The organism is Streptomyces triticisoli (genome assembly GCF_003270085.1).
Classification (GTDB): domain Bacteria; phylum Actinomycetota; class Actinomycetes; order Streptomycetales; family Streptomycetaceae; genus Streptomyces; species Streptomyces triticisoli.
In genome coordinates, this window is sequence record NZ_QFDQ01000028.1 from 74666 (window position 1) to 98754 (window position 24089).

A 24089-nucleotide genomic window follows, 5' to 3' on the forward strand; every position below is an offset into this window, starting at 1 on the left:
CGTCCGAGGCCGGCGCGAAGGGCTGACGTCAGGGCGCGCATGAGCCACTGTGCGCCGTTGATGCGCCCAGTGCGGCGGGCATGAAATGGGCAAAGGCACCAGCCCCGAGGAGGGACCCATGGCCGAATCCCCCAGCATCACGCCCGACCCCGCGCAGGAGCGCGAGACCGAGCAGCCCGCCGAGGTCAAGAGCCTGCCGCTCTTCGGCGCCTGCGGCTGCGGCTCGGGCTGCGGCTGCGGCTGTCAGTCGGGCGGCCCCTGCCAGTGCGGCTGACGGGGGCGCAGCTCACCACATCGGTACATCGGTATACGCGGCGGCATGTGGCCGCGGTGTGTCGCAGGGCCCTGGTGGAGAACCGGGGCCCTGCCCCGTATGCGCCGGGCACCCGGCCGCCGTCGTTACCCACTCACGGGTGACGGCCGGGGAACGGCTGGGGTGGCGCATCCTGGCGTAAGGGCACGGGAGGCCAACGTCCGCAAGGGCCGGAAGTGCTGACCCCCCGTCAACCACACGCATTCGGGGCTTGAATGACCATTACAGACAAGAGTCACGGAAATATGGACGGTTCGTAACACCGCCCGGAGATTACGCACATGTCCCGGAATGAACGGACAGTCTGTGGGGGCGCGGCCAGCCGGCCGCCGCCCGCACAGCGCACACCTTCCCGCGCGGCTCGCCGCGGCGGGCGGGGTGTGCTCGCACCAAGCAGGGAGAGCCTGTGTCCGTTTCCGTTTCTGTGACCGCCCGTCGTCTGGCCGCCGCCGTTGCCGCGGCCGGCGCCCTGGTCGGGACGGTGGCGCTGCCGGCGTCCGCGGCCGACCACGCCCCGCGCCACCGCCAGAGCGTGGTGATCAGCAGCGTGCACCTCGACTCCGGCCGCGACCACCGCTCCAACCGCGCCCTGAACCAGGAGTGGGTGGCGATCAGCAACAACAGCCGCCAGAGCGTCAACCTCAGCGGGTGGACACTGTCCGACCAGCACGGCCACAAGTACACCTTCCGCCACTACCGCCTCGACGGCCGCGCCACGGTCCGTGTCCACACCGGCGTAGGCCGCGACACGCGCCGGGACCTCTACCAGGACCGCCGCAACCAGGTCTGGGACCGCCGCGACACCGCCACCCTGCGCAATGAGCGCGGCCGCGTCGTGGACACCCTGAAGTGGAGCAACGACCGCCACCGTGCCGGCCACGACGACCGGCGTCACAACGACCGCAACCACCGCGACGACCGGCGTCACAACGACCGGCGCCACGACGGCCACAGCCACCGCGGCGACCGCCACTGACGCCCGGTCTCCACACACCCGGCTCCGGCAGGGTCCACGGCCCCCTCTCCACGCAATGCTCACGGAGAGGGGGCCGTGGCGGTTCCCGGCAGGGCAGGGCAAGGCAAGGCGGACAGGGGGTGCGGTGCCGCTCAGCGCACGCGGAAGAGGCCGTGCGCACCGCGCTCCGCGTCGGTCATGATGTGCGTGACGAAGGGGTAGCTGCCCGCTTCGGGGAAGGACAGCTCGACGAATCCACCCGACGCGGGGGCGAGGTCCAGCACCTGCGCGCCACCGTGCTCCGGGGCGTCCGGTCGCAGCGCGTACGCCCCCTCGCGGAAGACGGTGTCGAACTGGCCGCCCACGACGTGGAAGGCGCCGGACACGTTCGGCCCCGCCGTCAGGACCCAGACCCGTACCCGGTCGCCGGCCTTCGCGGTCAGCGGATCGTGGTCGTACTGGTTGGCGTACCCGTTGAAGACGACCATGTCGGGCCTCTTGCCGTTCACCTTGTCCGCGTCGGCCGTCCCGCCCTGCTTGCCGAGGTAGAACTCCGACTGGACCAGCAGGTACTCACGGTCCGCCCTCGGCAGGCCGGGCGGATCGACGACCACGGCACCGAACATGCCGTTGGCGATGTGCAGGGACATCGGCATGGTCGAGCAGTGGTACATCCACACCCCGCTGCGGGTGGCCTTGAACCGGTAGGTCAGTGACCGGCCGGGCTGGATGGTGCGCATCGGCCGGTCCGGCGCCAGTGCTCCGGCGTGGAAGTCGACGGAGTGGCCGAGCGTCCCGTCGTTGACGAGGGTGATCTCGAACGTGTCGCCGACGCGGCCGCGCAGCACGGGCCCCGGGGCCGTGCCGTCGAAGGTCCACAGGGTCTGCCGCACACCGGGCGCGACCTCCGCTTCCGCCTCCTTGACGGTGAGGGTCCTCCTGTGCAGCCGGGGGCCGGATCCGTCCGTCGCGGGCGGCAGTCCGGCGTCGCGGGCGGTGAAGTCCTCGGGCGGCTCGGCCATCGGATCGAACGCCTCCGCGGCGGACTCGCCCGTGCTCCTGGAGGTTCCCCCGCTGTGGTCGTGCGTGGTTCCCCGGCTCGCCCCGGACTCGGTGCCGCCGGCTCGGCCGGTGCCTCCCGCCCTGTCCGCGCCCTCAGCGCCGGTGACCCGTACGGCGAAGACCATGCCCATCTGCCGGTGCCCGACCACGGAGCACCAGCCCGAGAGGTCCCGGCCGACGACTCCCGCGTCCAGCCTCGCCCGCTTCCCGGGGCCGATCCGGTCGGTGCGGGCGCCGGTCTCCAGCACCAGGTCGTGCGTGTCGGTGCTGGTGTTGTGCAGTTCGATCACCAGGCGGTTTCCCGCGGGCACCTCGACGCCGGCCGGGGAGAACCGCATGGTGCGCACCGTCACCTCGACCGTGGTGGTACGGCCGGTCGGCACCACCTCGTTCCGGCCGTCCGTGCTCGTGGCGGCGGACCGCTCCAGGGCGGGCAGCGACCGTACGTCCGCCGCGCCGCCCCCCGCGACGGCCAGCACCACGACCGCGATGCCGAAGGCCACGCCCCCGAGTACGCGGTGCGGGGCCGCCGGCGCTTCGGCGGGCGCCCGTGCGGGGGATGTCGCCCGTGCGGGGGCCGGCGCCGGATCCGGTCGTGCCGTCTTCCGGCGGTTCCTCAGGCCGCGGACGACCGTGCCCACGAGCAGGACGAGGAAGTGCAGCAGCACCACCAGCAGCAGCCCCGAGCACGCCACCCGGATCATCCCCGGCACCGGGAGCACACAGAGCAGCAGCGCGACGTTGGTGACGGTCAGCCGGGCCGGCCAGGCACGTTCGAGTCCCGCGGTGGCAGCGCGTACGGCCGCGGGTCCGCCACCCAGGACCACGGGCACGAGGAAGCTGAGCGCACCGAGCAGCACCTGAGCGATCCAGCCGGCGGCGAGCGGGGCGGTCAGTACCGACACGCGCTGCGTCACCGTGGTCCAGGACGTCGTGGAGGCGAGGATGCCGGCCACGCCCAGCAGGGATCCGGCGAGCCAGAGGCTGCCCGCGGCCACCGACCAGGTGGCGAAGGAGCGCGGCGCCTTCATCCGGGCCTCGCGCACCCAGGGCATGCCCGCGATCACGAGTCCGGCGGCGTAAACGGCCACGCCGGCGGCGGCCAGGGGCGGGGGGCCGAGCAGCGCCGCGGCGACGGCTGCGAGGAGCCCGGCGAGCAGGACGGGAAGAGCGGTGCGCCCCGCCCGTTCCGCGCCGTCCACCACGCGGGTGCGCAGCATCGTCGGCCACAGGGTGATCAGCGTCCCGGCCACGGTGAGGCCGACCCAGCCGAGCAGGTTGGTCATCTCGTGCGCGACCAGCAGCCGGTCGGAGAGGTCACCGGTGAGACCGCCGCGGGCCATGACGACACCCAGCGCGGCGCCCACGGGCAGCAGCGCGGCGGCGGCCACGTAGTAGCGCACGGTCATGGAGAACCGTCCGGGCAGGGCCCGGCGCAGGAGCCGGACCAGCCACCCGGCGTGGGCCGTGACCGCGATCGCGACCAGGCATCCGCCGGCGAGAACGGCCGGCCACCGCTCGGTGGACATACCGCCGATCACGGCGATGGCTCCGGCGTTCAGGCAGGCCAGCCGCAGCGCCGCGGGAGCGCCGCGGTTCGCCTCCGGCAGCCGGAGCACGGACGCGGCGAAGTGCCCCGACCAGATGACGACGGCGTTGCTGACCGCCCCGAGCAGCAGCACATGGACGAGCAGCCAAGAGGAGTGCGGCAGGAAGTGATGGGCGCTCGCGACGACGGCGAACAGCCCGAGCCAGGCGGCCACGATCGCGTTCACGCCGAGGTGCCAGAGGGCGCGTGGTGACCGTCCGGGGGGCGTGGGGGCCGGTCCGCGCGCCGTGGAAGGAGGCAGGTGCGTGGTCACCGGGCACTCCTCGGGTCGTCGGAGGCGGATGACGCGCCGGCCGATGCGTCGGGGGACGAGCCGGGGGCTGAGCCGGATGACGAACCGGGTGATGCGTCGGGTGATGAGCCGGTCCCGGCGGGCCCGGGGCGGCTGGGGGTCCGTGCCGCCGCGGACGCGCGCCGGGTGGCGGTCACCGATGCGGTCGCCGCCGTGAGGAGGAACAGCAGGACGGCGGCGATGTTGAGCACCCCGCCCAGCTGCCACGCCCCTCGTACGTCCCGCAGGTCACCGACCACCACCCGCAGGGCCAGGGAGAGGTGCAGCAGCCAGGCCGCCCCTGCCATCCCCGGGTGGTACGGCAGGGGGCGGCGCAGCACGGCAGGCAGGATCACCGGGGCGTGCGCCATGATCATCGACATCACGAAGCCCAGGAAGACGGAGTGCACGACCGCGTCGTAGCGGGTCCCGTCGGCGACCGGCCCGGCCACCAGCCACAGGGTGCCGGCGAGGCCCAGCCACGCGTACCCGGCGAGCAGGCACGCCGCGGTGAAGCGGGGCAGCCCCGTGGAGCGCAGCAGACGGCGGGCCACGTCATACGTGACGAGCCAGGCGACCAGCGCGAGCAGGGAGGCGCCGAGGAGCAGGGTGCCCGCCGCGGGCCACATCAGGGTGGTGACGACGCCGGTGACGACGGCGCCGACGCAGGCCAGGAAGGTCTGTTCCGCCCTGGGTGCCCCGGGTGCCAGGAGCCCCACCCGGGCCAGTTCCAGCCGCTCTCCGGCGATGGTCAGGACGAGGAACGCCACGAGCCAGGGAAGCATCCGCGGTACGTCGAGCCCGCCCAGCCACAGCAGCGCCGCGCCGAGCGCCGACACGGCACCCGCGGCCTGGGCGAGCAGGGCCGCGCTCGGCTGCCGGCGCCAGAACCGGAGGTACAGGGCGACCAGCACGGTGGCCCCGGCGACGAGCAGCAGCCGCGCGACGGACAGGTCCACCGGGGTGAACAGGAGCAGCCCCCCGGCGCCGAGGCCGGCGGGGGCGAGATAAGGCCACCGGCCGCCCAGGGCGACCGCGCGCTCCAGCGCCACCAGAGTGCCGGCGAAGCCGAGCACCAGCAGCACCCCGTGGACCTGGGGCAGGCGGTCGCCGGCGACCGGGGCGGGAAGTCCGAGCAGGAGGAGGGCCGCGTCGAGACCGGCGAGCAGGCAGAGGCCGGCGGCCAGCAGCAGGGGCGCCCGGCGGGATCCCGTGCGCCGGGCGCCCAGGCCGGCGGCGGAGGTCACCGGGTCTCCCCGGGCGTGGTGCGCCGTCGGGGGTGCTTCGTCCCGTCCGGCTTCCCCGGCCGGGTGCCCGTGTCGGGGGTGCCCGTGTCGGGGGTGCCCGTGTCGAGGCGGAGGCGGCAGGCGTCGGGTTCGGCGAAGGGGAGCAGTTCGATCTCCTGGGGATCCTTCCCCAGGGCACGGAGGCCGGCTCGGGCCAGCCCTTCGTGGACGCCGCAGATGACACCGGGGTACTCCCGGGCCGACTCGACGAAGGGGCAGCGCCGCAGCCGGACCTGGCGCCCCTCCGGGTCCGCCTCCGGTGCGAAGCCGATCTCCTCGAGGAGCTCCAACAGCCGTATGCGCGCCTCCTTCGGATCCGCCGTCGGCTCCTGTCCGGCGGTCAGGGCGCGTCCCCAGTCCTCGCCCGCGGCCAGGGCGTCACGGCGCGGATCGGTGCTGGAGCGGGCGATCTGGGCGGCGAGCACGGCGGCGAGCCCGGCGTATTCACGGGCGGGGGACGCCTGCGGCGGGCGGGCCCGGTAGCGCCAGGCGGGACGGCCGCGTCCCGCCGGGGCGGACCGTTCGCGTACGGCCAGACCGTCGTCCACCAGGGCGTCCAGGTGCTCGCGGACGGTGTTGACGTGCAGCGCGCACACCCGCGCGAGCGCGGCGGCGGTGACGGCACCCGTCTGGCCGCGCAGATGCTCCAGGACACCGCGGCGCTGCCGGGACAGCGGTACGCGGTGCGACCCGCTGCCGGGAAGCGGACCACTATTTTCCACGGTCATGTCCGTACTATATTGCAGACACAGGCCGAAGCCGATCGGCTGGGCCGCCGAACTGCTGGAAGGACGCCTCCTGATGAGCACCCTGACCATCGCATCGGACCCCGAGGACGCGGCGGCCGTCGAAGCCGTCGAGGCGCATCACACCCAGCTGGCCGGTGAGCTGGCCGGACGCGTCGCCCTGCTGATCGCGGCCGCGGACCGCGACCCGGCCGCGGCCGAGGAGGTCCGCTCCGGCCTGGTCGCCTTCTGCGACCAGGATCTCCTTCCGCACGCGGCCGCCGAGGAGGGCACCTTCTACTCCGTCGCCCGCGACCTGCCCGCGGCCCGCCTCCTCATCGACGCCATGCTCGCCGAGCACCGCAGGATCGGCGCGCTCGTCGACGCACTGCGCAACGCCGGCTCCGCCGTGCAGGCGGCGGCCGACGGCCGGGCACTCCAGGTGCTGTTCGAGGAACACCTGGAGAAGGAGAACACCCTCGTCCTGCCGCTGCTCGCCGGCGCCCCGGAGATCTCCCTCGCCAAACTCCTGTCGGGAATGCACGAGCTGCTCGGCCATGAGCACGGCCATGAGCACGGCCATGGGCACGGCGACGAGAAGGAGGCCGCCGAGTCCGAGTCCAAGTCCGGTGGTGGCGGCACCTGCGGCTGCGGCGGATCGGACGACGCCCAGGTGCCCGAGCTCGACGTGCGGGACGTCCCGCACGCACTGCGGCACGCCACGGTCTTCGGCGCGCTCAGCGCCGTTCCCTCCGGGCAGGCCATGGTCCTCGTGGCACCGCACGACCCGCTGCCGCTGCTGCGGCAGATCGAGGACCGCCACCCCGGCGCCTTCTCGGTGGAGTACCAGCAGCGAGGCCCCGAGGCCTGGCGGCTGCTGCTCACCCACCGCTGAGCGGAGCCGAGCCGACGCACCGCAGCAAAAAGCCCCTCTCCGCGGGACAACCGCGTAGAGGGGCTCTTCCGTCCGAATTGAACGGCGGCCGGGCCGGCCGTACGGCCGGCCCACGGCACCGGGATCAGATCAGGCGCTCTCCGTTGCGACGGGCCTCGGCCCACTCGCGGAAGAAGCCACGGCTGATCACGAACAGGACGGCGGCCACGATGACGGGCCACATCAAGACGTACACGCTCAGAGCGAGGGTGCTCACTGGGCCTCCTAATCTCTTTACTTGCTGCTTGCGGCAAGGTCGGGTTCGTCGTGGGTGCCCCCCGCCGGCCGCGGAACGCCGGCCCCCCGGTCGGCGCCGTCGGTGACGGCGACCACCTGCGCGGAACCGTCGTCGAAGTCACCGGTGCGCTGGGCGATGACGGCGAAGTCGAAGCGTTCGTTGTTGCCCACGGACATCGCCCAGCAGATGACGGTGCTCACGGAGTAGGCCACGAGGGAGCCGCTCAGCGTCGCGTACTCGTGCAGGGACCCGATGGCGAACGGCGCGGAAACCACGACGGCCAGCACACCGACGACCTTCGCCGGCTTGGTGCCGAAGAAGCCGAACGTCATCAGGCCGAGGACGACGCCGATGCCGATGACCGCCAGTACGTCCACGACGATGCCGAAGGCGAGACCCGAGGGAATCCAGCTGAAGCGGACCGGCAGGAACACCGCGAGCGCCGCGAGCACCGAGGTGGTGAACGCCTTGCTGGTGACCTTCTCCCAGTAGAAGCTGGCCAGCACCGGGAAGACGAGGGCGCCCCACAGCGCACCGACGAACACCAGCAGGTCGAGGATGCTCAGCTGGAGGCTGGCGAAGGCCACGGCCGCCGCGGTCGCCAGCACCATCGTGATGCGTCCGATCAGCAGCATCGTCTTGGGGTTGGCCTTCTCCCTGCCGGCCACCGCCTGGCCGTAGATGTCGGTCATCGTGATCGAGGAGAGGGCGCAGAGGTCGGCGTCCGCGGTGGAGGACAGCGCGCCGACGATCATGATGAAGAACACCACCAGCAGCGCTGGCGACAGGTAGGTGGCGGCCATCTCGGGGATGAGGTTGTTCAGGTCGCCGCCGGTCGGCTCGAAGCCGATGTAGAGGGCGAGCACCCCGAGCATGCCGACGCCGATCACCATGGCGCCGTAGCCGATGGTCGCGGTGACGAAGGTCGGCTTGATCAGGCTCTGCTTCACCGCGAAGAGGCGCTGCGCGATGGTCTGGTTGCCGATGGCGTAGGCCAGCACCGCGGCGATGTAGGGGGCGCCCTGGTTCATGAACGCGGTGCTGGAGAAGAAGCTGCCCTGCTGCGGGGTCAGGTTGTGCGCGCCGCTCTCGAACGCCGCCGGGAAGCCGGCCGCGAAGAAGATGACCGGGACGATCACGGCCACCGCACCGAGCATCGCGACGACCTGGATGAAGTCGGTCAGCACGGAGGCCCGGAAACCGGACCACAGGGTGTAGAGCAGCACGCCCGCGGCCACGGCGAAGACGCCCTGGGTGAAGTTGAACGGCGACAGCAGCGAGATCAGCACGCCGCCGGCGATGAAGTTGGACATCAGGCTGATGAGGCTGCCGACGACGTTGGAGCCGGCGAGCATCAGCTGGCTGGAGCGGCCGTGCCGCACGTACATGACCTCGGCCAGCGTGTGCGCCTTCGGGGCGACGGAGCGGATGCGCTTGCCGAAGGGGTAGATGAAGAGGATCATCAGGGCGCCCCAGAGCCCGTAATGGATGGGGCCCGATATGCCGTAGGTGTACCCCGATGTCGCGGATGCGTACATCGAGGCCGCCCAGATCCAGGTCGCCGTCATGCTGGCGGCGGAGATTCCGAAACCGATGTTGTTACCACCGGTCATGTACGCATCGGCGTTCTCGTCCTTCTTGCCGATGCGCGTCGAGATCAGGAAGGTCCCTCCATAGAAGAGGACCAGCAGACCAATGATCACAACGGCGCTGAACTGGGCTGTCTCCACCCCGTGCAATCGCGCCACCTCCTTACGACTCGTGGAGCCAGACATCAGCCGCGGCACCCGGCGTGTCGGCCGGGGGCCACGGACCCGTCCCGCGCGCCACAAGCGGCAGGGAAATGGCTCCGGCCCCCGGAGCTAGCGGCGTCGTCACTGGAGCCGGAGGCGTTCACAAAAAGGCAGACCCTTTGAGTCCGCAAACTTTCGGCATACTAACAGTTTTTTGCTCTAGTGCAACTATTGGTCGATCTTGAAGCTACTGAGTGTCACACCCTGCGCTCCGCAGGGCTGGCGGATGACCTCGCACACTCAATGACCACTTCCCCTCGAGTGACCTTGCCCACATTGCCCGTTTGCACCCCCTTCTTCACAGATCGCAACTGCGACGTGCAACTACGACGGATGAGCGTGGGCCTGCTGGAGAAGACGGAAACCGAGACAGAGCTCGCGCACAACTCGGGTGACGGCGGGCTCCGGTCGGCTAGCCTGCGGCGGTGATCAGCAGTGAGGGAGTACGCCTGGGTGCGGAGGCCGCGCATCGCCTGGCGCAGACGGGACTCCATGAGTTCGAGCCAGGGCTGACGGACGCCGAGTTCACACGCATCGAGCGCGAGTACGGCTTCGAGTTCGCGGACGATCACCGGGCGTTCCTTGCGGTCGGCCTCCCGGTCAACGTCCCTCCCGAGGACGGACAGACCTGGTCCAGGCCCTGGCCGGAGTGGCGCGGCGGTGATCTGGACAGCGTGCGTCGACAGCTCGACTGGCCGGTCGAGGGCGTTCTGCTCAGCGTTGAGCACAACGGGTTCTGGTACGAGGGCTGGGGCGAGCGGCCGGCCGACGGGACGGCGGCACTGGATACGGCACGGCGTCATCTGGCGGAGGCGCCGGTGCTGGTGCCCGTGTATGCCCACCGGTATCTGCCCGCCGGCCGGGGAGGCTTCGGACACCCGGTGCTCTCGATGTGGCAGACCGACATCATCTATTACGGGCTGGACCTGGTCGACTACATGCACCAGGAGTTCAACGAGGCGCGGGGTGAGGTCGACGAGAGCTGGGCCCCGCGAGCAACGGTCCCCTTCTGGCGGGACCTTCTCTGACTCCTCAGGACCGCTTCCCGCTTCGTGGTGTGAGCGGCCTTGCTCAACGTGTTCCGGTGAGCCGCACGTCGGTCGTCCCATGGGACAACGGCCCCTCGCATCACGCACGGCCGGCCTGCCGTCGGCGCCATGGGCGTCCCCTGCACCGCGTCGATGCGGCGGTGACCTGCGCATTCCCCGTACTTGACCGGCTGCACCACCCGGCGGGACGCGATCTGCCGGCAGGTGGCTCACGACACCCACCCTGCTGAAAGCGTGAGCACCCGGCAGGCACATGCCACTCACGCGCTCAAATGAGCGGCATGTGAACACCGGAGGCCGAGACGCTCACACTTTTCAGAGGGGTACGTGCCTCCTGACCGGGCGTCTCGCGGGATCGTGCCCCACGACGCGGTGCAGGCGATCAAGTCCTCCGCGTTCCGGTCCGAGAGCCGAGGTCCTTAGCGATCTCCGGGCAAGCGGCGGCCCGCGAAGTGCCCCGTCGAGACGGACCGGACACCCGATCCGGCGGAGCCGACCATCCCCCCACCCGCGGCTTCCGGCGCCTCGATCCCTGCACCACCTGACGGGACGCCAACGAGGGAGCTTTGACGCGTCGGGACTTGGGTCCTCCATCCGGCCCTTGGTCACGTGGTGTGCCGCCCTTTCGGACTCACGGTGATCGTGAAGCGTTCCGGAGGCGGAGCACCATCCACCCGCCAGCGCGTGACGTGCTCTTCGATGACATCCCGAAGAGGCTCCGGCCCGCCTCGGCGGACCAACCGGCGGTCCGCTTCGTCCTGGCGGAGGGCTCCCCATGAGCCTCCCCCGCCGTCGATGAGGACCTGTTCGGTGCGGCCTCCTCGAACGAGGGTGACCTTCTGGGTTCCAGGGGCGGCCAACTGGGCGACGAAACCGGTGTTCCAGCCACCCAGGTCGGTGCCGCGCGGCATGGCGAGGATCAGACCGCCGGGCCGGGTCTGATCCAGCCGGGCGCGGGGGACGGTGAGGATGCCACAGGTGGCGACGAGTCAGTCGTACGGCTCCTTCCTGTAGCCGGCCAGGCCGTCACCTACGCCCAGGTCAGGGGCGTAGCCGGCCTGTCCGAGCGCGGTCCGGGCCCAGACACAGGAGTCGAGCAGATCCGGTGACTTCTCCTCGGCCTCGGAAGCGCCGACGTACGCCGTCATCTGCTCCTCCAGCACCGCGAAGGTGCGTGGCGGACTGGCCCGGCCTCCCCGACTGGCAGAAGGAGACGGAAACTGAGGCGGCCTCACTCCTCACCGCGGCACCAGGGACAGCCCGCGGCCAGTTGCCGAAGCCACCGTCATTCGTGGAGCTAGGCGGCCTTGGGCCGCGCCGCACGCATGCCCGAGGCAGACTCCTGTGCGTACTCGAGCGGCAAGGTCTCGTCTTCCCCGAAATCAGGCGCCTGGAAGGGGTTTGTCGTCGGAGGCGGCGATGCTGCAGTGGAGCAGCGAGGTTGCTCTTCCAGAGCGGAGAACAGCGACGTTGGGTCGATGGGAGGTCTCTCTTTCGTTACAGACCCTCACGGGGCCTGGGTGTGCCGTGACCGGGCACAGCGGTCCTACAGCTTGGTCATCTTGGCGTACGGGCTCAAGATCCGCATTTGCGCCGAGCCGAAATCCACGAGCGCCGCGATTCCGTCCTCGATCCCGACTACCCGGCCGAGGCCGTACATGTCGTGTGTGACCTGGTCCCCCACGGCGAAGCTCTCGGGAGCCGGTGTGACCGGGGCCTTGAAGGGGCTGGTGGGCAGATGACGCTTCGGTGCTGCGGGCTTTGTCATAGCTCAGTATGAGCCTACGTGCATCCCGTTCGCTGTGGCCACCGGCACAGGTCCGGACGGGAACAACCGCTTCATGCCGCTGACCTGGGGTTCCGAGACCTGGTGAGGCGAAACTGAGCCGTAGGCCTCCTTCGCTGACCGTGGCCGGCCCCTGCATCCAGCGCGGTTGTGGCACGAGCCTCAGCCGACGACAGTCCGAGCCGCAGCGAAGCGGTGTTCGCTCCGCCGAAGGGCGGCAAGCTCCGGGACGTGCCGTTTCCCGGCCCGGTCGCCGATGCGCTCCGAGCGCATACGAGGCAGTACCCGCCGGTCGAGATCAGCTTGCCGTGGGAGGTGACCGACGGGTCTCCGGTGACCGAGCGGCTCCTGTTCGCCGGGCCACGTCGCGGCCTCCGCATCGACCTCACCCTCCGTGAACTGCCGTTCCCGCCGTTCCCCTGCATCGGCCTCGGCGGAGGAGGGCTCGGAGTTCGGGCGGGCACCGGCGCACTCACCATGGCCGTGCCGGCGTTCCTGGTGTCGTTTCGCGTGTGGATCAGCCTCATCCAGGTTCCACGGCCCAGAGACGGCCCCAGCACGGCAACAAGGCCCCTACCAGCGGGCAACCCGCGGGCAGGGGCCTTGCTCGATACCGCTTACTTCTTCTTGCCCTGGTTCTTGACCGCCTCGATCGCGGCCGCGGCCGCCTCCGGGTCGAGGTACTTGCCGCCGGGGTTGAGGGGGCGGAAGTCGGCGTCGAGTTCGTAGGACAGGGGGATGCCGGTCGGGATGTTCAGGCCCGCGATGTCGGCGTCCGAGATCTGGTCGAGGTGCTTGACCAGGGCGCGCAGGCTGTTGCCGTGGGCGGCGATCAGGACCGTGCGGCCGGTGAGGAGGTCGGGGACGATGGCGTCGAACCAGTACGGGAGCATGCGGACGACGACGTCCTTGAGGCACTCCGTCTGCGGGCGCAGCTCCGGCGGGAGGGTCGCGTAGCGCGGGTCGGAGAACTGGGAGTACTCGGCGTCGCGGTCCAGCGGGGGCGGCGGGGTGTCGTAGGAGCGGCGCCACAGCATGAACTGCTCCTCGCCGAACTCCGCCAGGGTCTGGGCCTTGTCCTTGCCCTGGAGGGCGCCGTAGTGGCGCTCGTTCAGACGCCAGGAGCGGTGGACCGGGATCCAGAGGCGCTCGGCGGCCTCCAGCGCGAGCTGGGCCGTGCGGATCGCGCGCTTCTGGACGGACGTGTGGACCACGTCGGGCAGCAGGCCGGCGTCCTTCAGCAGCTCACCGCCGCGGATCGCCTCCTTCTCGCCCTTGTCGTTGAGGTTGACGTCCACCCAGCCGGTGAACAGGTTCTTCGCGTTCCACTCGCTCTCGCCGTGGCGGAGGAGGATCAGCTTGTACGGTGCGTCGGCCATGTCTCAGAGCGTAATCCAAGCGTTCGGTCCCCTGTCCCGCCCGCCCGGCCGGCGGACGGTCGGCGGCTTCTGTTAATTGAGTGGCCGGGCACTGCTCCGGACTCGTAAGTTGTGCTCGCTGTCACAGCCACTTACATCCTGGGAGTTCGTACGTGCCCGTCGCCTGTCTCAGACGTGCCGCCCGCGAGACCGTCTCCGGGCTCCCCCGCGAGTTCTGGTGGCTTTGGACCAGCACCCTCGTCAACCGGCTCGGCGCCTTCGTCGCCACCTTCATGGCGCTGTACCTGACGCTCGACCGCGGCTACTCCGCCTCGTACGCCGGTCTGGTCGCCGCACTGCACGGGCTCGGCGGGGTCGTCTCCTCGCTCGCCGGGGGCGTGATGGCCGACCGGCTCGGACGGCGGCCGACGCTGCTCGTGGCTCAGGCGTCCACCGCCGTCTTCGTCGCGGCGCTCGGGTTCGTGCGCGATCCCGTCTCCATCGCCGCCGTCGCCTTCCTCGTCGGCATGGCCTCCAACGCCTCCCGACCGGCCGTGCAGGCGATGATGGCCGACATCGTGCGGCCCGAGGACCGCGTGAGGGCCTTCTCGCTCAACTACTGGGCCATCAACCTCGGCTTCGCCGTCTCCTCCATGGCCGCCGGCTTCATCGCCGAGGTCAGCTACCGCGCCGGCTTCCTGGTCGAGGCCGGGATGACGATGGCCTGCGCGATCCTCGTCTTCGTGAAGCTGCCCGAGTCCCGGCCGGGTCCGGAGCACCACGAAAGCCACAGCAGCGGGGGCGAGGACGTCCGGCTGTGGACCGTTCTGCGCGACGGGCGGTACATGGGCGTCGTCGGGGCGTCCTTCCTCATCGCCCTCGTCTTCCAGCAGGGGGCCGTCGGGCTGCCGATCGCCATGGGCCGGGCCGGGTTCACGCCCGCCGACTACGGCATGGCCATCGCCGTCAACGGCGTCCTGATCGTCGCCCTGCAGATCCCGGTCACCCGTTTCATCCAGCACCGGGACCCCGGGCGGCTGCTGATCGTCTCCTCCCTGCTCGCCGGATACGGCTTCGGGCTCACCGTCTTCGCCGGATCGGTCGGCGTCTTCGCCCTCACGGTGTGCGTGTGGACCCTCGGCGAGATGATCAACGCACCGACCCAGACCGGGCTGGTCGTCCGGCTCTCCCCGGTGCACGGGCGCGGGCGCTACCAGGGCGTCTACACGCTGTCCTGGTCGCTGGCCGCACTGATCGCACCCCTGATGGCCGGCACCGTCATCGACCGGCTCGGCGCCGAGTGGCTGTGGGGGATGTGCGCCGCCGTGGGCACGGCCGCCGCCGCCGGCTACGGGGTGCTGATGCGACGCCTGCCGAAGGACGAGACGGCCGCCGTCGGGGCCCAGGTCGGGACCAGGGCCGAGGTGGGCACCGCCTGAGCCGGCGGCCGACAGCCGTCCGACAGTCCCTGAGGGGAAGGGGTCGCAGGTGACGCGGTACGGGCCCGGGCTCAGTCGGCCGGGCGCTGGGTCAGGTGGGTGAACGCCTCGAGGTTGTGTGTCGGCTCCCCGCGCGAGACGCGCCAGGCGTACTCCCGGCGGATGGCGGAGGCGAAGCCGAGTTCCAGCAGGGTGTTGAAGCTGCCGTCGGCGGCTTCCAGGACCTGGCCGAGGAGGCGGTCGACCTCGTCGGCGGTGACGGCGGCCAGCGGCAGCCGGCCGGTGACGTAGACGTCGCCGAGCTGGTCGACGGCGTAACTCACGCCGTACAGCTTGAGGTTGCGCTCCAGCAGCCAGCGGTGGACGCCGGACTCGTTCTCGTCGGGGTGGCGGATGACGAAGGCGTTGAGGGAGAGGGAGTGGCGGCCGACGATCATCTGCAGGGTGGTGGAGAGTTTGCGGGTGCCGGGGAGTTTCACCACGTAGGTGCCGGACCGGGGGCTCTCCCAGTCCAGTTCGGTGTCCTTCAGGACATCCTCGACGACCTGTGCCGCGCGCTGCTGCTCTGCCTCACCCTTGGCGTTGCCCATGGGGGGAGCGTACGCGACGCCGGTGGGACTGCAGGGCGGCCGCGTACACGTCGGCGGTGGCCGCCGCCGAGGCGTCCCAGCCGAAGGAACGCGCGTGCCGGGCGGCGGCGGTGCCCATCCGGTCGGCGAGGTGCGGCTCGTCGGCGAAGGCGTGCAGCACGCGCGCGTAGGCGGCCGGGTCGTGGCCCCGGACCAGGAATCCGGTCTCGCCGTCGCGCACGGCGACCGGCAGTCCGCCGACCGCGGCGGCGAGCACCGGGGTGCCGGCCGCCTGCGCCTCTATCGCGACCAGGCCGAAGGACTCGCTGTAGGAGGGCATGACCAGCACGGACGCGGCCCGGAACCAGTCGGCGAGCTGGTCCTGCCTGACGGGTGGGTGGAACCGTACGACGTCGGCGATGCCGAGCCGGGCCGCGAGCTTCTGCAGGCCCTCCGGCTTGGCGAGGCCGCTGCCGCTCGGGCCGCCGACGACGGGCACGACGATGCGGGAGCGCAGCTCGGGCCGCTCCTCCAGCAGGATCCCTACGGCTCTCAGCAGCACGTCGGGGGCCTTCAGCGGCTGGATTCGGCCGGCGAAGAGCGGAATCAGGGCGTCCTGCGGCAGGCCGAGGCGGGCGCGGGCGGCGGCACGGCCGGTCGGGGCCTCCCCTGGACGGAGCTTGCCGGAGCCCTTGGGGAAGGGGCGGAAGCGGGTGAGGTTCACGCCGGGGTGCACGACGGCGACCTTGGCGGGGTCGGCGCCGTAGTGCCGTACGAGCTCGCCGGCCTCCTCGTCGGTGTTGGCGATCAGCCGGTCGGCGGCGTCGACGATCTGGGTCTCGCCGATGACGCGGGCGGCGGGCTCGGGGGCGTCGCCGTTGGCCAGGTTGGCGTTCTTGACCTTGGCCATGGTGTGCATGGCGTGCACCAGGGGGACGCCCCAGCGCTGGGCGGCGAGCCAGCCGACGTGACCGGAGAGCCAGTAGTGGGAGTGGACGAGGTCGTAGTAGCCGGGGCGGTGGCCGGCCCAGGCCTGCATCACGCCGTGGGTGAAGGCGCACAGCTGGGCGGGCAGGTCCTCCTTGGCCAGGCCCTCGTAGGGGCCGGCGTCGACGTGCCGGACCAGGACGCCGGGGGCGAGTTCGACGGCGGGCGGCAGGCCTCCCGCGGTGGCCCGGGTGAAGATCTCCACCTCGACGCCCTGGGCGGCCAGGCGCTGGGCGAGCTCCACGATGTAGACGTTCATGCCGCCGGCGTCGCCCGTGCCGGGCTGGTGCAGCGGTGAGGTGTGCACGGAGAGCATGGCCACGCGGCGTGGCCGGCGGTGCAGCCGCAGCCGGGCGGCAGCCGCCGGGGAACGACGCCCGAGCCTGCTGATGTACTGGCTCACGTGGCGTTCCTCCTCGCTGCGGGCAGGCCGGACGGAGCGCGCCGAGCGCCCCGCAAGGGGCAACGCCGGAGGGGGCGGCCCCATTTCCGCTGCCGGGTTCTTTGCCGAATCATTACCGGAAGTCGCTCAGTCGTTCGACATCCGGGGTGTGGCACACGCACGTGTGGGGTGCGTTACGTCCGGGCGGCCGGCGCCCCGCGCCCCCATACCCTCATATGCATGACATCCCGCGCAGCGACCCTCCCCCACTCCCGGCTTCGCTCGGGCGGGGCGACCCCCGTCGTGGGAACGGTGACGCGCGGGACGACCAACCCCAACCGGCTCCGCCGTATGGACCGCTGGATCGCGGCCGCGCACGGCGCCGAGCTGCGGCGGGCCGCCGATCCGGTGGCCGTCGACCTCGGCTACGGCGCCGCCCCCTGGACGGCGGTCGAGCTGCTGCACCGCCTGCGCACCGCGGCGCCACGCGCGCGCGTGGTGGGCGTGGAGATCGAACCGGCCCGGGTCACGGCCGCGAAGCCGTACGAGCGCGACGGTCTGGTCTTCCGGCACGGCGGCTTCGAGGTGCCGGTCCCGCAGCGCCCGCACCTCATCCGCGCGGCGAACGTGCTGCGGCAGTACGACGAGACCGAGGTCGCCGCCGTCTGGGAGCGGCTGTGCGCGCGGCTCGCCCCGGCGGACGGGCACTCGCGCGGAGGCCTGCTCGTCGAGGGCACCTGTGACGAGATCGGGCGCCGGCACGTGTGGGTGGCGCTCGGCCCGGAGGGCCCCCGCACGGTCACCTTCGCCACCCGTCTCGGCTCCCTGCACCGCCCCTCCGACCTCGCCGAACGCCTCCCGAAGGCGCTCATCCACCGCAATGTCCCCGGCGAGCCGGTGCACGCCTTCCTGCGCGACTTCGACCGCGCCTGGACAACCGCCGCGCCCTACGCCTCCTACGGCGCCCGCCAGCGCTGGATCCGCGCGGTACGGTCCCTGACCGCCGACTGGCCGGTGACCGACGGGCCGGCGAGGTGGCGGCAGGGCGAAGTGACGGTGAGGTGGGAGGCGTTGGCGCCACGCGGCCGGCCCGGACCCTCCGTCCGGACGCCGAGGGAACGATCTCTGTGAGCCGTTCGTCGCACAGGCGGGAGATCGTCGCGGGAGGGGCCTGCCTCTGTCGTTCCGCGCCAAAGCGTGGCAGGATCCCCCGGACACCGTAAGTTACTGACGGTTAATCACATGGGGGCGGATGTGGAACGGGGCAGGCGCACTGTGCTCGCGGCAGCCGTGACCGTGGTCTGCGCGATCACCCTGCTGGGCGCACCGGGCACGGCGTTCGCGAGCGCGCTGCCCGATCCGGCACCGGCGCCGTCCGCCTCCCCGTCGACCTCGGCCTCCCCCTCCGCCTCCCCGTCGGCCACGCTCCCGCCGGACAGGGACCTGGAGGCGGTCCGCACCAAGCTGGACCAGCTCTACCACGACGTGGCCGTCGCCACCGACGCCTACAACTCGGCCGAGGAGAAGGCGGAGAGGCAGTCCGCCGAGATCGCCGAGCTGACCCGGGACATCGCCGCAAAACAGCGGAAACTGGATGAACTGAAGGACCGCGCCGGTGCCGCGGCCCGCGCCCAGTACCGCCTGGGCGGCCTGCCGCCCGAGGCCCAGCTGATGCTCAGCGGCGACCCGCAGATCTTCCTCGACGGAGCCGGACGGGTCCTGCAGGGCGAGCGGGCCACCAAGGCCCTGATCGAGGAAACGGCCCGCACCCAGCAGGACTTGAAGCAGTACGCGGAGGACGCCGCCGCCCATCTGCGGCAGCTGGAGGCGAACCGCAGGGCCAAGGCCAAGGCCAAGAAGCGGATCGAGCAGCGCATCAAGGAGGCCGAGCGGCTCGAGGCCACGCTGGAGAAGCGGCAGCGCGAGCGCCTCGCCCAGCTGGAGCAGGAGGCCGCCGACCGGGCGCAGACGGCCTGGCTGGACACCGGAATCCTCGAGGAGGTCGACGGCAGGGCCTCCGAGGCCGGCAAGAAGGCGGTCGAGTTCGCCACGGCCCAGCTCGGCAAGCCCTACGAGTGGGGCGCCGAGGGCCCGAGGTCGTACGACTGCTCCGGGCTCACCTCGCAGGCCTGGGCGGCGGCCGGCCATCGCGTCCCGCGCACCTCGCAGGAGCAGTGGAAGCGGCTCGAGCGCGTGGACATCAGGGACATGCGGCCCGGCGACCTGATCATCTACAACGGCGACGCCAGCCATGTGGCGTTGTACGTCGGCGACGGCACGATCGTCCACGCTCCGCGGCCGGGGCGGACGGTGACGCTCGCGGGGGCGGGATCGATGCCGATCCTGGGCGTCGTACGGCCGGATTCGGACTGAGCGCCTGTCGTGGGGCGCCCGGGGCCGGTGACCCCGACCACGTGACTCATCGCACGCCGGTTCGCGGCCGCACCCGGGCGGTGCGTGACCTTTGTCATTCCACTTCCGCTGCCGGCCTGTCCAACTCCGGCAGGTATCGCGGCATATGACAGCGGCCTGACGCCGAGCGACGTGCCTCACACCATTCCACTGGGGTGCCGACTACCGCTATGGTCCCCGTCGGTGGGGCGAGGTCCCTCGTGTCCACCACCCTCGGGGGGAGGGAAGGAACCCAGGACGATGCCCGTGCCCGTACCGCGGCAGAGAGCGCTCCCGGCCGCGGACCGTGGTCAGGCGCAGACCGCGTCCCACGGCGGCGGCCCCCCAGCAGCACGGGCCCCGCGCCCGGAGGCGACGGTCGAGAAGGGCGACCGTGACACCGCCCCCGCCCTCAGCAGCCCTCTCACGCTGCTGCTGATCGAGGACGACCCCGGCGGCTCGCCGATCGTGCCCGAACTGTTCGACTCCTCCGGCAAGCCGGTCCGGATCCGCACGGCCCGCAACCTCACCGAGGCCGCGCGGCTGCTCACCGACGACGTCCACTGCATCCTGCTGGACCTCGCACTGCCCGCGCCCGGCCGGTCCGCCGGCGCCGGCGACGAGCTCACCGTGCTCAAGCAGGTGCTCGAGCTCGCGCCCCGGCACGCCGTCCTCGCGCTGACCTCCTCCGGCGACGCCGAGCGCGGCGCCCAGGCGGTGCGGGTGGGCGCCCAGGACTACCTCCTCCGCGACGAGCTGGACGGACGGCTGCTGAGCCGCGCGATCCGGTACGCGGTGGAGCGCAAGCGCTCCGACACCGCCGAACGCCGGCTCGCCGAGGGCAAGCTGATCGCACAGGAGAACCGCCGCCTGGAACGGGGCCTGCTGCCGACCCCGCTGCTGGACGGCTCCACGCTGCGCTTCGCCTCCCGCTACCGCCCCGGCCGCTCGCGCGCGCTGCTCGGCGGCGACTTCTACGACGCCGTGCGCACCCCCGACGGCACCGTGCACGCCATGATCGGCGACGTCTGCGGGCACGGTCCCGACGAGGCGGCGCTCGGCGTGGAGCTGCGCATCGCCTGGCGGGCGCTGACGCTGGCGGGACTGTGCGGGGACGAGTTGCTGAGCACGCTGCAGCAGGTGCTGGAGCACGAGCGCTCCGACGAGGAGATCTTCGCCACGCTGTGCACGGTGGACATCGCGCCCGACGGGCGCCGGGCCGGCCTGTGCCTGGCCGGCCACCCGTCACCGCTGGTGATGACCCCGGGCCGGCCTGCCGAGCTGCTGCCGCACGACAACAACGGCCCCGCCCTCGGTCTGCTGTCCGGCGCCCGCTGGCCCCGGATGCAGGTGGAGCTGGGAGCCCAGTGGAGCCTGATGCTCTACACCGACGGCCTGATCGAGGGCCGGATCGGCGAGGGCGGCGAACGGCTCGGCCAGGACGGCATGGTGGAGCTGGTCCGCCGACAGATCGCCCAGGGACTGCGCGGCGAGGACCTGCTGCGGGAAGCGGTGAACGAGGTGCGCGAGCTCAACGGCGGCGAGCTCACCGACGACGTGGCGGTGGTCCTGCTGGACCGGGAGCCGTAGCTTTCGCGGCCCCCGCCGGCTCACCGCCCGCCGTTGTAGGGCCCGTACGGCCCGTCGCTGCTGCTGCCGCGGCGGCCCCACCCGCTGCTGCCGCCGCCGACCTGCCTGAGCGCGGGGCGTACGTCCACGATGTAGACGATGCTCGCGATCACGCCGATGATCGGCAGGAACGAGAAGATCGAGAACAGGTAGCTCACGAGGAGCGCCAGGGCGAGGATGATCAGCCAGAACACCTTGTTCTGCTTGTCGGCCGCCCGGAAGGCGTCCTCGCGCCGGAACGCCGCGTCGAACAGCCCGAACGCGGCCAGGCCCATGAGCAGGATCTTCAAGATCCCCAACAGCCCTGCGAAGCCCATCATCAACATGTCGCCCACCGCCCGTTCTCTCCCGATTCCTAGGCCACCGTACCCGTAGAACGGGCCGGACACCCCAAGGGTGCCCGGCCCGGATACCTATCGCCCGTACGGGTGAGGCATACCGCTTCCGCTGCCTGCCCGGTGCCGCCGTGCCGCCTACTTGGCGGGCGGGGTGGTCTTCTTCCCGGCGGGCGAGGTCCTGCGGCCGTTCGGGGCCTTCTTGGCGGAGACCTTCTTGTCGGCGTCGGACTCGACCAGGGCCACGGCGGGCTTTCCCCCGTTGGTCTCGGCCGCCTCGGCCTTGGCCTCGACGGGCTCGGTCCTGGCCTCGGCCGCCTCGGCCTTGCGCTCGGTCTTGGGCTCGGTCTTGGGCTCGACGGCGACGGCGAGCTCCTCGACCTCCACGGCGACGTCCTCGATGCTCTCGGCGGCCTGGCCGCGCCAGGTCCGCACGGTCTGCTCGCCGTGCTCGGCGACCTTCTCGTAGGTCTCGCGGGCCTTCACGGCGTACTCGGCGGCGACGCCGACACCGCGCAGGGCGAGGTCCTGGGCGCTCTCGCCGAGCTTCTTCAGGTCGGCGTCGAGGTTGGTGCTGATTTTCTTCAGGTCGGAGTCGAAGGAGTTCAGGAGCTCGGTGACCTTGACCTGGAGGTTCTCCTGCGTCTCCCTGACCCGGGCGCCGGCCTCCTTGGCTCGGGCGGCGGCCCGCTCCTGGACGGCCTTCGGGTCGGTGTTGCGCACCGCGTCGATACGGGCCGGGGCCTCGGCGCGCAGCTGCTCCATCAGGGCGGGCACCTTCTTGGCCTGCTGCAGGGCCAGGTCCGCGGTGCCCGCGGCGAAGTAGAGCGGCTTGGGGTCGCTGAGGGTCTTGCGCAGGTCGTCGGTGATGGCCATGGTGCTGGTCCTCCCGGATTGCTTGTGGCTGAGGGTTCTGGGTCGCCGCGGCCAGAGGGGCCGGCTGCCCGGCCCTGCCGGACCGTGCGGTCGTGGGCTCGCCGGATCAGTCGGCCGGCTGCCGCGGATCGGCGTCATCGCCGCCGGACGTACGGGTACGGCGTCGCTCGGCGGGGGCCGTTTCCGGGTCGGTGCCGGTGCGTATGTTTCCGCCGCTGCCGCCACTGCCGCCGTCGGCCGTGCGGTCACCGTGCCCGGTGGTGCCACCGGTGTCGCCGGTGTCGCCGTCCGTCTTCGCGGTCCCGAACCCGTTCTCCTTGCGGAAGGACTCGTAGACCTGGAGCAGCACCTGTTTCTGCCGCTCGTTCAGCGAGGGGTCGGCGAGGATGACGGCGCGCGTCTCCACGTCGTCCCGGTCCCGCTCGGCGTCGAGGATGCCGGCCCGCACGTACAGCGTCTCGGCGGAGATCCGCAGCGCCTTGGCGACCTGCTGCAGCACCTCCGCGCTCGGCTTGCGCAGCCCGCGCTCGATCTGGCTCAGGTACGGATTGGACACCCCGGCGGCATCGGCGAGCTGCCGCAGCGACAGCTGCGCGTTGCGCCGCTGCTCGCGCAGGTACTCACCGAGATTGCCGACGTTGAGCGATGCCATGCCTCCACCTTGCACCACCCCCGCTAACAAATGCAAGCAACTTGCTTGCAAGAGTGCGCCACGTGTCCGCCCGACTGTCCGAGACGGACGGTTCGAAGCCCTCTCGGGCTCCCGCTCCTCGATCAGCCTCCGACGATGCGGAAGGGACGCCCAGCCGGATCGGTGAGGACCCGCCACCGGTTCTCGTGCGGCTGGTGCTCCGGCTTGCCCGCGCCCAGCTCCAGCAGCCGGGCCTCGGCCTCGTCCAGGCTTTCCTCGACCTTGAAACAGAGGTGGAGCTGCTGGGGAACGGTCTGGTCGGGCCGGCTCGGAGCCCGATGGCCCTCGACCCGTTGAAAGCCGATCAAGGGCCCGCCCTCACGGCTGAGGCCGACGAAGTCCGCGTTCGACTTCGGGTCGAGCGTTACCGCGCTCAGCTTCATCTGCAGGGGCATGACACCTCCGGGGCGGTCAGTGGGCTTCCGGGCTGCACACTCTGGAAGCAGCCTCTGACAGAGTGTGCGCCGTGGACGAACTTGTGGAACGTGTCGACGGTCACATCCGTGCGCGGTGGGCACCTGGCCGGCTCCCTGTCACCGAGCAACTCGGTGTCCTGCGCTCCGTGCTCTCCCGGAACGAGGTCCTGACCGACGTGCTGGCCAGGACGGCGGCATTGCGGCTGCCCGGCTGGTACGTGACGGCGGGCTGCCTGTTCCAGACCGTGTGGAACGTGGTCACCGGCAGGCCTCCCACCAACGGCATCAAGGACTACGACGTCTTCTACTTCGACGACACCGACCTCTCCTGGGAGGCCGAGGACGCCGTGATCAGGGCGGGACGGAAGGCGTTCGCCGGGCTGCCGGCCGACGTGGAGATCCGCAATGAGGCCCGGGTCCACCTGTGGTACGAGCGGAAGTTCGGGGTGCCCTGTCCGCCGCACGAGTCCACCGAGGCCGCGATCGACTGCTTCGCCGCGACCACCTGCTGCCTGGGTGTCCGGCTGGAGCCCGGCGGAGGGTGGCGTGTCTACGCGCCCCACGGTCTCTCCGACGTGTTCGACCTCGTCGTCCGCCCCAACCCGCGGCTCGCCCCGCGCGAGGTGTACGAGACCAAGGCGACGCGGTGGAAGGAAGAGTGGCCGGAGCTCACCGTGCTGCCGTGGCCGAGGTGACGTACTCGGATCGCGTTGGCCCAAGCACCCGGCGTCGGCACCCCTCCGCCCATGACGGCCGGGTCGGCCATGGACCGTGAGCGAGTCGGGTCCCCGGTTCCGGGGCGGCCGGGTGCTCGGTGATCCGCAGCCGCCCGATGTGGTAGCTCTGCCCGGCATGGCCGTCGGCGGCGCGGTCGTCGGTGGTGGGTCCGAGGTCCAGACGGCCTAAGGACAGCGGGTCCTCGGGCAGTTCGCGCAGCTCCTTCGCGTTCACGGACCATCGGGCAGGCCACGCCCCGACTGGTACGGAGAGCGTCG

General features: G+C 71.6%; 24 protein-coding genes and 1 pseudogene. 10 read left to right on the plus strand and 15 right to left on the minus strand.

All coding sequences use genetic code 11. The features are described from left to right. Positions 1 to 118 precede the first annotated feature (118 nt). Positions 119 to 274 carry a hypothetical protein gene (locus tag DEP02_RS33870; RefSeq protein ID WP_198668299.1) on the plus strand — a complete coding sequence of 52 codons (156 nt, stop codon included), beginning with the start codon at positions 119 to 121 and terminating at the stop codon, positions 272 to 274. Between the two features lie 445 nt (positions 275 to 719). Then, positions 720 to 1289 carry a lamin tail domain-containing protein gene (locus tag DEP02_RS05835; protein WP_198668300.1) on the plus strand — a complete coding sequence of 190 codons (570 nt, stop codon included), beginning with the start codon at positions 720 to 722 and terminating at the stop codon, positions 1287 to 1289. A 131-nt stretch (positions 1290 to 1420) separates the two neighbouring features. Here DEP02_RS05835 and DEP02_RS05840 read toward each other — a convergent pair whose 3' ends face one another. Genes DEP02_RS05840 through DEP02_RS05850 form a run of 3 tightly spaced genes read right to left on the minus strand, consistent with a single transcriptional unit; the run spans position 1421 to position 6224 of the window. After that, positions 1421 to 4192, minus strand: coding sequence for a multicopper oxidase domain-containing protein (locus tag DEP02_RS05840; RefSeq protein WP_198668301.1), 2772 nt, complete (start codon positions 4190 to 4192; stop codon positions 1421 to 1423). Further along, positions 4189 to 5457: a DUF8744 domain-containing protein gene (locus DEP02_RS05845; RefSeq protein WP_198668302.1), complete on the minus strand. Its 1269-nt coding sequence runs from the start codon at positions 5455 to 5457 to the stop codon at positions 4189 to 4191. Before DEP02_RS05845 ends, DEP02_RS05840 begins: the two co-directional genes overlap by 4 nt. Then, a complete protein-coding gene (locus DEP02_RS05850; protein ID WP_112466253.1) occupies positions 5454 to 6224 on the minus strand; it encodes a helix-turn-helix transcriptional regulator in 771 nt (256 codons plus the stop codon). Before DEP02_RS05850 ends, DEP02_RS05845 begins: the two co-directional genes overlap by 4 nt. A 73-nt stretch (positions 6225 to 6297) precedes the next feature. Here DEP02_RS05850 and DEP02_RS05855 point away from each other — a divergent pair, with 73 nt between their 5' ends. Then, positions 6298 to 7116 carry a DUF2249 domain-containing protein gene (locus DEP02_RS05855; RefSeq protein ID WP_112466254.1) on the plus strand — a complete coding sequence of 273 codons (819 nt, stop codon included), beginning with the start codon at positions 6298 to 6300 and terminating at the stop codon, positions 7114 to 7116. Between the two features lie 124 nt (positions 7117 to 7240). On the opposite strand, the gene DEP02_RS34385 is transcribed toward DEP02_RS05855, so the two are convergent. Both DEP02_RS34385 and DEP02_RS05860 read right to left on the minus strand, forming a co-directional pair. Continuing rightward, the gene (locus tag DEP02_RS34385; RefSeq protein ID WP_232838972.1) at positions 7241 to 7372 is read right to left on the minus strand and encodes a putative transporter small subunit; all 132 of its coding nucleotides are present in this window, start codon (positions 7370 to 7372) and stop codon (positions 7241 to 7243) included. 17 nt (positions 7373 to 7389) lie between these two features. Next, positions 7390 to 9141, minus strand: a complete 1752-nt coding sequence (locus DEP02_RS05860) for a sodium:solute symporter family protein (RefSeq protein WP_232838973.1) — start codon at positions 9139 to 9141, stop codon at positions 7390 to 7392. 470 nt (positions 9142 to 9611) lie between these two features. Between DEP02_RS05860 and DEP02_RS05865 the strand changes: the two genes are divergently transcribed. Next, on the plus strand, positions 9612 to 10214 hold the full coding sequence (locus DEP02_RS05865) for a hypothetical protein (RefSeq protein ID WP_112466255.1): 603 nt from the start codon (positions 9612 to 9614) through the stop codon (positions 10212 to 10214). 626 nt (positions 10215 to 10840) lie between these two features. Here DEP02_RS05865 and DEP02_RS33270 read toward each other — a convergent pair. From DEP02_RS33270 to DEP02_RS05870, 3 genes are all read right to left on the minus strand, one after another. Next, positions 10841 to 11146 (minus strand): hypothetical protein, encoded by a 306-nt coding sequence (locus DEP02_RS33270; protein WP_157977371.1) that lies wholly within the window; start codon positions 11144 to 11146, stop codon positions 10841 to 10843. Between the two features lie 78 nt (positions 11147 to 11224). Next, positions 11225 to 11398, minus strand: a complete 174-nt coding sequence (locus tag DEP02_RS33275; RefSeq protein ID WP_198668303.1) for a hypothetical protein — start codon at positions 11396 to 11398, stop codon at positions 11225 to 11227. 383 nt (positions 11399 to 11781) lie between these two features. Further along, positions 11782 to 12003 (minus strand): CarD family transcriptional regulator, encoded by a 222-nt coding sequence (locus DEP02_RS05870; RefSeq protein WP_112466256.1) that lies wholly within the window; start codon positions 12001 to 12003, stop codon positions 11782 to 11784. 198 nt (positions 12004 to 12201) lie between these two features. Here DEP02_RS05870 and DEP02_RS34390 point away from each other — a divergent pair. Further along, positions 12202 to 12393 (plus strand): annotated as a pseudogene (locus DEP02_RS34390) (site-specific integrase); the annotation flags it as partial. Positions 12394 to 12638: 245 nt separating this feature from the next. Here the strand turns inward: DEP02_RS34390 and DEP02_RS05880 are convergent. Beyond that, positions 12639 to 13400, minus strand: coding sequence for a phosphoglyceromutase (locus DEP02_RS05880; RefSeq protein WP_112466257.1), 762 nt, complete (start codon positions 13398 to 13400; stop codon positions 12639 to 12641). 152 nt (positions 13401 to 13552) lie between these two features. Between DEP02_RS05880 and DEP02_RS05885 the strand changes: the two genes are divergently transcribed. Next, on the plus strand, positions 13553 to 14818 hold the full coding sequence (locus DEP02_RS05885; RefSeq protein WP_112466258.1) for an MDR family MFS transporter: 1266 nt from the start codon (positions 13553 to 13555) through the stop codon (positions 14816 to 14818). A gap of 71 nt (positions 14819 to 14889) precedes the next feature. Here DEP02_RS05885 and DEP02_RS05890 read toward each other — a convergent pair whose 3' ends face one another. Both DEP02_RS05890 and mshA read right to left on the minus strand, forming a co-directional pair. After that, a complete protein-coding gene (locus DEP02_RS05890) occupies positions 14890 to 15408 on the minus strand; it encodes a type III secretion system chaperone family protein (protein WP_112466259.1) in 519 nt (172 codons plus the stop codon). After that, on the minus strand, positions 15389 to 16777 hold the full coding sequence (gene mshA / locus DEP02_RS05895) for a D-inositol-3-phosphate glycosyltransferase (protein WP_198668304.1): 1389 nt from the start codon (positions 16775 to 16777) through the stop codon (positions 15389 to 15391). Before mshA ends, DEP02_RS05890 begins: the two co-directional genes overlap by 20 nt. A gap of 282 nt (positions 16778 to 17059) precedes the next feature. Here mshA and DEP02_RS05900 point away from each other — a divergent pair, with 282 nt between their 5' ends. The 3 genes from DEP02_RS05900 to DEP02_RS05910 all read left to right on the plus strand — a co-directional run bounded on the left by DEP02_RS05900 (position 17060) and on the right by DEP02_RS05910 (position 20737). Then, a complete protein-coding gene (locus DEP02_RS05900) occupies positions 17060 to 17887 on the plus strand; it encodes a class I SAM-dependent methyltransferase (RefSeq protein ID WP_112466261.1) in 828 nt (275 codons plus the stop codon). 111 nt (positions 17888 to 17998) lie between these two features. Beyond that, on the plus strand, positions 17999 to 19129 hold the full coding sequence (locus DEP02_RS05905; protein WP_198668305.1) for a C40 family peptidase: 1131 nt from the start codon (positions 17999 to 18001) through the stop codon (positions 19127 to 19129). 279 nt (positions 19130 to 19408) lie between these two features. Next, entirely contained in the window at positions 19409 to 20737 is a 1329-nt protein-coding gene (locus DEP02_RS05910) for a PP2C family protein-serine/threonine phosphatase (protein WP_112466263.1), read from the plus strand. Between the two features lie 20 nt (positions 20738 to 20757). Here the strand turns inward: DEP02_RS05910 and DEP02_RS05915 are convergent, their stop codons facing one another. The 4 genes from DEP02_RS05915 to DEP02_RS05930 all read right to left on the minus strand — a co-directional run bounded on the left by DEP02_RS05915 (position 20758) and on the right by DEP02_RS05930 (position 23073). Beyond that, positions 20758 to 21102 carry a DUF2516 family protein gene (locus DEP02_RS05915; protein WP_198668309.1) on the minus strand — a complete coding sequence of 115 codons (345 nt, stop codon included), beginning with the start codon at positions 21100 to 21102 and terminating at the stop codon, positions 20758 to 20760. A 147-nt stretch (positions 21103 to 21249) separates the two neighbouring features. Beyond that, on the minus strand, positions 21250 to 21987 hold the full coding sequence (locus DEP02_RS05920) for a prolipoprotein diacylglyceryl transferase (RefSeq protein ID WP_112466265.1): 738 nt from the start codon (positions 21985 to 21987) through the stop codon (positions 21250 to 21252). Positions 21988 to 22093: 106 nt separating this feature from the next. Then, positions 22094 to 22639 carry a helix-turn-helix domain-containing protein gene (locus DEP02_RS05925; protein ID WP_112466266.1) on the minus strand — a complete coding sequence of 182 codons (546 nt, stop codon included), beginning with the start codon at positions 22637 to 22639 and terminating at the stop codon, positions 22094 to 22096. A gap of 122 nt (positions 22640 to 22761) precedes the next feature. Further along, positions 22762 to 23073, minus strand: coding sequence for a VOC family protein (locus tag DEP02_RS05930; protein ID WP_112466267.1), 312 nt, complete (start codon positions 23071 to 23073; stop codon positions 22762 to 22764). 71 nt (positions 23074 to 23144) lie between these two features. Here DEP02_RS05930 and DEP02_RS05935 point away from each other — a divergent pair, with 71 nt between their 5' ends. Beyond that, a complete protein-coding gene (locus DEP02_RS05935; RefSeq protein ID WP_232838974.1) occupies positions 23145 to 23789 on the plus strand; it encodes a nucleotidyltransferase family protein in 645 nt (214 codons plus the stop codon). Positions 23790 to 24089: the final 300 nt, after the last annotated feature.